The following is a 9,526-nucleotide window of genomic DNA, read 5'->3' on the forward strand; positions in this document are numbered from 1 at the left end:
GCCCGGTCGCCGCCTGGGCGGCCGACGCCGCTCGGCCGAGCTCGCCCGGATGCTGTCGGCGCTGCGGATGCAGAAGGACGCGTGGGAGCTCGCCGAGCTGCGCGCGGCAGTGCGGCACACGGTCGACGGATTCGCAGAGGTGCGCCGCGAGATCCCGCGGGCCGTGCAGCACGGCGGGGAACGCTGGCTGCAGGGCACCTTCGACCGGCACGCCCGCACGGTCGGCCAGGCGCCGGGATACGCGAGCATCGTCGGTTCGGGCGCGAATGCGCCCATCCTGCACTGGGTGCGCGCCGACAGCCCGGTCGATCCCGACGCGCTGCTGCTGCTCGACATGGGAGTGGAGAACCGCAGCGGGTACACCGCCGACGTCACACGCACGCTACCTGCGAGCGGCCGCTTCTCTCCCGCGCAGCGCGAGGTGCACGACCTGGTCGAGCGCTCGCACCGCGCAGGGCTTGCGGCGGTGGCGCCTGGCCGCGACTGGCGCGACTTCCACGTCGCATGCATGGAGGTGCTCGCGCAGGGGCTGTCCGACTGGGGGCTGCTGCCGGTCTCCGTCGACGAGGCGCTCTCCGCCGACGGCCAGCACCATCGGCGTTACATCGTGTGCGGCGTCGGCCACCACCTCGGACTCGACGTGCACGACTGCGGCGCATCCTCGTACGCACAGTACTTCGAGGCCGCGATGCGGCCGGGGATGGCGCTCACGGTCGAGCCCGGCCTGTACTTCCACGCGTGGGACGAGACCGTGCCGCCCGAGCTGCGGGGCATCGGCGTGCGGATCGAGGATGACGTCGTGGTCACCGACAGCGGCATCGAGGTGCTCAGCGACGCCCTTCCGATCGATGCGGCTGGCCTGGAGCACTGGATGGGATCCGTGCTGTAATATGTTACATATGACCAACGGCTTCAACGCCGCGAAAGCTGGAAAGGAACAATGATGTCTCAGAAGGCTCCCTGGCATGGCGTGATCGTCGCATCCGCCCTGCCGTTCAAGGACGACCTCTCGGTCGACTACGACCGGTTCGCCGACCATGTGCGCTTCCTCGCCGAGAACGGGTGCGACGGGATCGCGCCGAACGGCTCTCTCGGTGAGTACCAGAACCTCAGCGAGCAGGAGCGCGCTCAGGTGATCGAGGTGGCGGTGGATGCCGCTCCCGAGGGCTTCTCGGTGATGGCGGGTGTGGGTGCGTACGGTGCCCTGCAGTCGGCGCACTGGGCCGAGCAGGCGGCGAAGGCCGGCGCGGACTGCGTCATGCTGCTGCCTCCGAACACCTACCGGGCGAACCGCGAGCAGGTGAAGCACCACTACGCGACCGTCGCCGAGGTGGGCCTGCCCGTCGTCGGATACAACAACCCGATCGACACCAAGGTCGACCTCGTGCCCGACCTCATCGCCGAGATCCACGCGGCCGGCCACATGGTGGGCGTCAAGGAGTTCACCGGCGACCCGCGACGCATCTACGAGATCAAGGAGCTCGCTCCCGACATCGACATCCTCATCGGCACCGACGACAGTGTGCTCGAGATCGGCATCGCGGGCGCCGTGGGCTGGGTGGCCGGTTACCCCAACGCCATCCCGCAGGCCACGGTCGAGCTGTTCCGGCTGTCGACCTCGGGAGACGTCCGCGACCTCGAGCGCGCCAAGGTGATCTACCGCGACCTGCACAAGCTGCTGCGCTGGGACACCAAGACCGAGTTCGTCGAGTCGATCAAGCTCTCGATGGACGTGCTCGGCCTGTACGGCGGCCCGTGCCGCCCGCCGCGCCTGCCCCTCCCGAAGGACGTGGCCGATCGCATCATCGCCGACACCGAAGAGGCCGCCGCCAAGGGCTACGGCAAGTGATCCGCGCCGTGGATGCGCGGCGGCGCTGTCGCTGTGCATCCACGGCATCCGGTAGTTTCGTAGGCAGTGCCATGCCGCATGGCACTGCCTACGCTTCTTGATCGGTGGTCGTTCATGACACTCCCCTCCGTCGTCACTCCCCTGCAGCCGGTGATGAATCTTCGGGAGCGCGTGGAGGTGGCGCTCGAGGCGGCGATCCGAGCCGGCGAGATGGCTCCCGGTGAGCTGTTCTCGGCACCCGCTCTCGCCGCCCGGTTCAACGTCTCGGCCACGCCCGTGCGCGAGGCGATGCTGAACCTCGAGAAGCTGGGCTTCGTCGAGGCGGTGCGCAACAAGGGGTTCCGCGTGACCGAGGTGCACGATGACGAGGTGGCGAACATCGTCGCGGTGCGGCGGCTGCTCGAACCGCCGGTGATGCGCGAGCTGGCGGGGAAGATCCCTGCGGATGCCATCGAGAAGCTGCGCGCGACGGCGGATGCCATCGTCGAGGGCGCCTCCAGCGGAGACCTGACCACGTACCTCGAGGCCGATCGCGCCTTCCACGAGGCCATCAACGTGCACAGCGGGAACCCCCGTCTGGCCGCTCTCATCTCGCAGCTGCGCAAGGAGACCCGCCTGCCGGGCCTTGCCGGCATGCTGGCCACCGAGCAGCTGTCGCGTTCTGCGGCCGAGCACCACGAGCTGCTGGATCTGCTTGCCGAGGGCGAGGGCGAGCGCGCCGAGCGCCTCATGCACCAGCACATCGGCCACGTCATCGGCTGGTGGGCCGGGCGGCCCGAAGCAGGCAGCTGACTCTTCCCGGCTACGCGACCGGGTCATCCGTGCGAGGTACGCGGATACCTCGCACGCCCGACGCGGCGCCGATCCGCCGCCGCGAGGCTGGAAGCATGAACGCACGCACAGCCCTCGCCACTTCCGCCCTGATCGCCGCAGCGGGGTTCTCCCTGACCGGATGCGCGGTGTACGAGGAGCTCGTCCACCAGCAGTCCACACGCACCTTCGACGACCTCGCGGCGTTCCGTGCCGGGGCGGACGTGGACGCGCCGTGGATCCCCGCGGATGCCACCGACATCACCGTGCGCACCTCGACGTCGGAGAGCTCCGATGACGCGGTCATCATGCTCACCGGTGACTTCGCTCTCGCTGGCGACTGCGTGGATGTGGAGCGGCGCTCGGCTCCGGTGTGGACGCTCGACGGTGCGCCCGACCCCTACGCGGCGAAGACCGTCTTCGCCTGCGGCGAGTGGAACGTGATCACCGCCGACGACGGCTGGTTCGGCTGGACGCCGAACTCCGACGCAGAGCGCACGGACGCGCAGGGGAAGTGACGTCGGCGAAACATGCGTCGAGAGGTCGCGCTACACCCTCGGACATGCGAAAACCCCCGATCACTCGGGGGTTTTCATGGCGGTGACGGTGGGATTTGAACCCACGGTAGGGGGTTACCCTACACAACTTTTCGAGAGTTGCACCTTCGGCCGCTCGGACACGTCACCGTCGTCCAGCTTACGACATCCTTCCCCCGCTCCGCCAATCGACGAACACGCGAAGGATCACGGTTATAGCGCGTGACATATTACTAATCGGACTCTAGATTGGGATCATGCCCGACGTCATCGCCGATCTCGCCCTGGTCAACGCGCAGCTGCTTACCGAGCGGGTGAGCATGTCCGCCGCCATCGCGGCCGTGCAGAGCACGCTGCGGGACGGGTTCGACCCCGAGCACGACCTCGCGCGGCAGATCCTCGACGTCCCCAACGGGCAGCTGCTGCTCATGCCCGCCGCTGCCGGCGGCGCCGTGGGTCAGAAGTTCGCCACGGTCGCCCCGGGCAATCCCGCTCTCGGACTCGAGCGCATTCAGGGCGTCTACATCCTCGTCGACGGCGAGACCCTCGCCCCCACGGCCATCCTCGACGGAACTGCGCTGACGAGCCTGCGCACCCCCGCGGTCTCCGCCGCCTGCGCCGACATGCTCGCCGGCGAGGATGCCGCTGATCTCGTCGTCATCGGCACCGGCCCGCAGTCGGTCCGGCACGTCGAGGCGTTCGCGGCGATCCGCCCGCTGCGCTCGGTGCGCATCATCGGGCGGGACGCCGGTCGCGCGGCATCCGCCGTCGATGCCTCCCGCTCCTACGCTCCGGACGCCGACATGCGCGCAGGCACCCTCGACGACATCGCGGCCGCCGACCTCATCGTGTGCGCGACCACGGCATCCGCTCCTCTGTTCCCCTCCGCATCCGTGCGCGATGACGCGACGATCGTCGCGATCGGCTCGCACGAGCCCGACCGCACCGAACTCGACCCCGCGCTCGTCGGCCGATCGCAGGTCGTCGTGGAGAGCCGACGGGTCGCGGCATCCGAAGCCGGTGATGTGATCGTCGCCGTCGAGGCCGGGATGCTGCGCCTTGACGACGTCGTGACCATGCACGAGCTGTTCACCGGGGCGACCCCCGCGGCGACCGATCGCCCGCGGATCGTGAAGACCTGCGGCATGGGCTGGCAGGACCTCGCCGTCGCCCGGCTGGCCGTCTGAGCGCCGGACCGCGGAATCACACGAGTATCGAAGGAGAACGCATGCAGTGGAGCACCGAGGACTGGCACACCGCCGGCGAACCGTTCCGCATCGTCGAGAACGTGCCCACGCACGGCGACACAGTCGCCGAGCGCCGCGTCGAGGCGATCAGCGGTGAGGCGGATGCCATCCGGCGATTCCTCTGCCTCGAGCCGCGCGGCCACGATGACATGTACGGCGGGTTCATCACCCCGCCCGACGACGCGGACGCGGACTTCGGCGTGCTGTTCTGGCACAAGGACGGCTTCTCGACCGCCTGCGGACACGGCACGATCGCCCTCGGCGCCTGGGCCGTGCGCACCGGCCGAGTCCCGTCCGACCCCGATGGCGAGACGGCGGTGACGATCGACGTGCCGAGCGGACGCGTGCAGGCGCTGGTGCGACAGAGCGCCGGACGCATCGACGAGATCACCTTCCGCAACGTCGAATCGCGGGTGCTCGCGCGCGGCATCCCGCTGCGCACCTCGCGCGGCGACGTCGAGGTCGACCTCGTCTTCGGCGGCGCGGTCTACGCGACGCTGCCCGCCTCGGCCGTCGGGCTCGACGTCACCCCGAAGCACACCACCGATCTCATCGCGATCGGCCGCGAGATCAAGTGGGCGCTCAACGAGCATCCGGCAGCGCAGCTCGACGACACCCGCCTCTCGGGCGTCTACGGCACCATCCTGTTCGACGATCTCGGCCGCACCGACACCGGCCCGCACCAGCGCAACGTGACCGTGTTCGCCGACGGCGAGGTGGACCGCAGCCCGTGCGGATCCGGCACCGCGGCGCGCGTGGCGCTGCTCGCGGCGACCGGCGAGCTCGCCGACGACGAGACGCTCACCCACGACTCCATCATCGGCACCCGCTTCCTCGCCCGGGTCGCCGAGCGCACCCCCACGGGCGTCATCCCCGAGGTGCGCGGCACCGCGCACCGGGTCGGCGCCTGCACGTTCGAGCTCGACGAGAACGACCCCGTCGCCGACGGCTTCAGCCTGCGCTGACCCGATACCGAGCACCGAGGAGATATCGCATGTCCACTTCCTCCCCCGCGACCACACCGCTGACGGTCAGCGGTGCCCAGGTCTGGGACGGCGAGCGCTTCGAGCGCCGCGACCTGCACATTGCCGAGGGGCGGGTGTGCGAGCATCCGGCACCCGACGCAGACGTGCTCGACGGTGCCGGACTCTGGGTCATCCCCGGGCTCATCGACGCGCACTTCCACGCCTACGCCACCAGCATGGACGGGTTCGAGAACGAGCGCGGCCCGCTCAGCTACGCCGCCCTCAACGGCGCCCGACGACTCACCCGCGCCCTGCAGCGCGGATTCACGACCGTGCGTGACGTCGCGGGCGGCGACATCGGCCTCGCGCAGGCGATCGACGCCGGACTCTTCCTCTCCCCGCGGTACCACTTCACCGGCCCGGCGCTGAGTCAGACCGGCGGGCACGGCGATCCGCGTGCCGCGCACGTCGACGTGTGCTTCTCGCACGGGCACATGTGCGAGGTCGTCGACGGCGTCGACGCCCTGCGCGTCGCGGTGCGCGAGCGGCTGCGCACCGGCGCGCACGCGATCAAGGTGATGGCATCGGGCGGGGTGTTCTCGCTGACCGACCCGATCCGCATCCCGCAGTACTCCCCCGACGAGCTGCGCGCGGTGGTCGACGAGGCCACCCGTCGCGGCAGCTACGTCGCGGCGCACGCGTATTCGTCTGAGGCCGTGCAGCACGCGGTGCGAGCCGGCATCCGCTCGATCGAGCACGGCAACCTCATCGACGAGGCGACCACCGAGATGATGGCCGAGGCCGGCGCCTTCCTCGTGCCCACCCTCGCCGCGTACGACGCGATGGATCGCCGCGGCGCCGAGATCGGGTTGAACGCCGTCTCACTCGCGAAGAACGCCGAGGTGCTCTCGAAGGGGCAGGATGCCGTGCGGCTGGCCCACGCCGCCGGCGTGCGCGTCGGCTTCGGCAGCGACCTGATGGGCGACCTCGAAGACGACCAGCTGGCCGGGGTGCGTCTGCAGGTCGAGGCGAGCGGCGCGACCCGCACCCTTCAGTCGATGACGGTCGTGAACGCCGACCTGATCGGGGATGCCGCGCTGGGGCATCTGCGCCCGGGCGCATACGGGGATGCCGTACTGCTGGCATCCGATCCGATCGCCGATCCCTCGGCGCTGTGGCGCGAGGACGCGCGTCTGGGTGTGATCCGCTCCGGCGTCCGGATCTGACTACCTGTTCCTCGCGGTCGCCGACACCCCTACGTGCTGCCGAGACCCCCACGTGCGTCTGTGCACACGTGGGGGTCTCGGCAGAGGTGGGGTCTCGGCGGCGCGGCGCGGCGCGGCGAGGCCAGGCCAGGCGCGTCGGGTCAGCGGGCGAACGATCCCCACTCCTGCGAGCGACCGGCCTCGCTGTGCTGCTGCGGCACGTTCCACGGGTTGTCGTCGCGCAGCGGTGCGGGCAGCAGCTGCTGCGGCGCGCCCTGGTAGGCGACGCCGCGCAGGAAGCGGGTGATCGCGGCGGTGCCGACGCTGGTGGCATCCGTCGTGGTGGCCGGGTACGGGCCGCCGTGCTGCATGGCGGGGGTGACCGAGACGCCGGTGGGCCATCCGCCGAACAGCACGCGTCCGCTGGTCTGTGCGAGTGCGTCGACGAGCGGCGCGAGCGACCCGTCGGCGAGCTCGTCAGCACGGGCGTGCAGAGTCGAGGTGAGGTTGCCGGGGAACAGCTCGACCTGCAGCGCCGGCAGCGCGTCACGGTCGCCGTACTGCACGATCACCGAGAGCGGCCCGAACGACTCCTCGAGCAGCGCGTCGCGGTTGCCCATCAGGGTGTCGACGTCGACGGTCACCACGGTCGGGGTCGCGTAGGTCTGCCCGGCATCATCCGTGCGCACCTCGCCCTGTGCCAGCACGGTGACACCGTCGGCACCCAGCACGTCGTCGCGACGCTGCGAGAAGGCGCGTCCGATGCCGGGGTTCAGCAGCCGGTGCTCATCGACGGAGCCGGCGGCGTCGGTCACCGCGCTCAGGTCGGCCCCGTCCGGCACGAACAGGAACCCGGGCTTGGTGCACAGCTGGCCGGCCGAGCCCGCCACCGAGGCCACGAACGCCTCGAGCAGCGCCGAATCGGCGTAGGTCGCATAGACCGGGTTCACGCTGCCCAGCTCGCCGAAGAACGGGATCGGCACGGGCCGGGATGCCGCGATGTCGGCCAGCATCCGGCCGACATGCGTCGAACCGGTGAACGCCCCGGCACGGATGCGCTCGTCCTTCAGCAGGGCGACGCCGTTCTCCTGCCCGCTGATCAGCTGGAAGACGCCCGCGGGCATCCCCGCACCCTCGAGCGCGGCGGCGACGATCTCGGCGGTGCGCCGCGACAGCTCCGGATGCCCGGAATGCGCCTTCACCACCACCGGGCATCCGGCGGCGAGAGCTGCGGCCGAGTCTCCGCCGGCGACGGAGAACGCGAACGGGAAGTTCGAGGCGGCGAAGTTCAGCACGGGGCCGACCGGCTCCAGCATCCGGCGCAGATCCGGGCGCGGACCGATGACGTACTCGGGATCGGCCGCGTCGATTCGCACGTCTAGGTAGCCGCCGTCGACGATCGTGTCGGCGAACAGCCGCAGCTGCCAGGCGGTGCGCCGCAGTTCACCGGTCAGCCGGGCCTCGGTGAGGCCGGTCTCGCGCATCGCGATGTCGATGAGCTCGGGCGCAGCGGCCTCGAGCGCCTCGGCGACCGCGACCAGGGCGGCGCCGCGCTCGCGGGGGCTGGTGCGGGCGAACGGCCGGGCGGCGGCCTCGGCGTCGGCGGCGACGGTGTCGATCGGGTTCTGGGTCACTGTTCTCTCCTCGTCTCGATGTCTGTCTGTGCTGTCGGAGTGGTCCGGCGTGCGGGTCAGAACACGAACCCCTCGGGGAACGGGTCGTCCGGGTCGAGCAGATACTGCCCGAGTCCGGTCACCCACGCGCGTCCGGTGATGGTCGGCACCACGGCGGGGCGGTCGCCCACGCGCGTCTCGGCCACCAGCGTGCCGGTGAACTCGGTGCCGATGAACGACTCGTTCACGAACGGGGTGTGCAGGGCGAGCTCGCCGCGGGCGTGCAGCTCGGCCATCCGCGCGCTCGTCCCCGTGCCGCACGGCGAGCGGTCGAACCATCCCGGATGGATCGCCATGGCGTGGCGGGAGCGGACGGCATCCGATCCCGGCGCGATGAATTCGACGTGGTGCACGTGGTTCGCGCCCTCGAGCACCGGATGCACGGGCGGGGCCTGGGTGTTGATGGCGTCCATGATCGCGAGTCCCGCGGCGAGGATGTCGTCCTGCCGGGCGCGGTCGAAGGGCAGCCCGACCTGCTCGAGGTCGACGAGCGCGTAGTAGTTGCCGCCGAACGCGACCGAGTAGCTGATCTCGCCGATGCCTGGCACGTCGATGCGCTCGTCGAGACGGTCGACGAAGCTCGGCACGTTCTCGATGGTGACGTCGACGGCGCGGCCGTCCTCCACGCGCACCCGCGCGATGACGAGTCCTGCCGGCACGTCGAGGCGGATCTCGGTGACCGGCTCGGTCACCTCGACCATGCCCGTCTCGACCAGCACGGTCGCCGCCCCGATCGTGCCGTGGCCGCACATCGGCAGGAATCCGGATGCCTCGATGAAGACGATCCCCCAGTCGGCGTCATCGCGGGCGGGGGGCTGCAGCAGCACTCCCGACATCGCGGCGTGTCCGCGGGGCTCGTTCATGAGGAAGCCGCGCAGTCCGTCGAGGTGCTCCATGGCATACAGGCGGCGGTCGTTCATCGTCGCCCCGGGGACGCGTCCCACTCCCCCGGTGACGACGCGCGTGGGCATCCCCTCGGTGTGCGAGTCGACGGCCTGGATCGTTCGACGGGCGCGCATCAGATTCCTCCTGCGGATCGGTTCGTGGATGCGGACGGAGCGGCGGATGCCGGATGCCCGCTGTCGCGGCCGGCGAGCGCGGCCAGCTCGCCGATGCGCACCGACGAGAGCACCGGACGCCGGTCGACGCCGAAGCTCGTGCCGAGCACGTCCTCCACGCTGCGGCCGCAGGTGCGGCCCTGGCACGCGCCGAGTGCAGCGCGGGTGGACAGGCGCATGGCG

9 protein-coding genes, 1 tRNA gene and 1 pseudogene are annotated in these 9,526 nt (G+C 70.6%); 7 read left to right on the forward strand and 4 right to left on the reverse strand.

The genetic code is table 11. The annotated features are described in order from the left end of the window. The 4 genes from RT309_RS11125 to RT309_RS11140 all read left to right on the forward strand — a co-directional run. On the forward strand, positions 1 to 889 hold an 889-nt coding region (locus tag RT309_RS11125; protein ID WP_313357048.1), incomplete at its 5' end, for a M24B family metallopeptidase. Positions 890 to 943: 54 nt separating this feature from the next. Then, positions 944 to 1,849, forward strand: a complete 906-nt coding sequence (locus tag RT309_RS11130) for a dihydrodipicolinate synthase family protein (protein ID WP_313357050.1) — start codon at positions 944 to 946, stop codon at positions 1,847 to 1,849. 114 nt (positions 1,850 to 1,963) lie between these two features. Then, positions 1,964 to 2,641 (forward strand): GntR family transcriptional regulator, encoded by a 678-nt coding sequence (locus tag RT309_RS11135; protein WP_313357052.1) that lies wholly within the window; start codon positions 1,964 to 1,966, stop codon positions 2,639 to 2,641. A gap of 95 nt (positions 2,642 to 2,736) precedes the next feature. After that, positions 2,737 to 3,177 (forward strand): hypothetical protein, encoded by a 441-nt coding sequence (locus tag RT309_RS11140; protein ID WP_313357054.1) that lies wholly within the window; start codon positions 2,737 to 2,739, stop codon positions 3,175 to 3,177. A 77-nt stretch (positions 3,178 to 3,254) separates the two neighbouring features. On the opposite strand, the gene RT309_RS11145 is transcribed toward RT309_RS11140, so the two are convergent. Further along, positions 3,255 to 3,345, reverse strand: a tRNA-Ser gene (locus RT309_RS11145). A 107-nt stretch (positions 3,346 to 3,452) separates the two neighbouring features. Between RT309_RS11145 and RT309_RS11150 the strand changes: the two genes are divergently transcribed. From RT309_RS11150 to RT309_RS11160, 3 genes are read left to right on the forward strand one after another with little or no spacing between them, the layout of a single operon-like run. Beyond that, positions 3,453 to 4,382, forward strand: coding sequence for an ornithine cyclodeaminase family protein (locus tag RT309_RS11150; protein ID WP_313357056.1), 930 nt, complete (start codon positions 3,453 to 3,455; stop codon positions 4,380 to 4,382). 41 nt (positions 4,383 to 4,423) lie between these two features. Beyond that, on the forward strand, positions 4,424 to 5,407 hold the full coding sequence (locus RT309_RS11155) for a proline racemase family protein (protein ID WP_313357058.1): 984 nt from the start codon (positions 4,424 to 4,426) through the stop codon (positions 5,405 to 5,407). Between the two features lie 29 nt (positions 5,408 to 5,436). Continuing rightward, positions 5,437 to 6,633 carry an amidohydrolase family protein gene (locus RT309_RS11160; protein WP_313357060.1) on the forward strand — a complete coding sequence of 399 codons (1,197 nt, stop codon included), beginning with the start codon at positions 5,437 to 5,439 and terminating at the stop codon, positions 6,631 to 6,633. Positions 6,634 to 6,773: 140 nt separating this feature from the next. On the opposite strand, the gene RT309_RS11165 is transcribed toward RT309_RS11160, so the two are convergent. The 3 genes and pseudogenes from RT309_RS11165 to RT309_RS11175 all read right to left on the reverse strand — a co-directional run. Beyond that, on the reverse strand, positions 6,774 to 8,246 hold the full coding sequence (locus tag RT309_RS11165; protein WP_313357062.1) for an aldehyde dehydrogenase (NADP(+)): 1,473 nt from the start codon (positions 8,244 to 8,246) through the stop codon (positions 6,774 to 6,776). 56 nt (positions 8,247 to 8,302) lie between these two features. Next, positions 8,303 to 9,304 carry a proline racemase family protein gene (locus RT309_RS11170; RefSeq protein ID WP_313357064.1) on the reverse strand — a complete coding sequence of 334 codons (1,002 nt, stop codon included), beginning with the start codon at positions 9,302 to 9,304 and terminating at the stop codon, positions 8,303 to 8,305. Next, positions 9,304 to 9,526, reverse strand: a pseudogene (locus RT309_RS11175) (pyridine nucleotide-disulfide oxidoreductase); the annotation flags it as partial. The gene RT309_RS11170 and the pseudogene RT309_RS11175, both read right to left, overlap by 1 nt.

Origin of the sequence: Microbacterium sp. (assembly GCF_032084865.1) — a bacterium.
Taxonomy (GTDB): domain Bacteria; phylum Actinomycetota; class Actinomycetes; order Actinomycetales; family Microbacteriaceae; genus Microbacterium.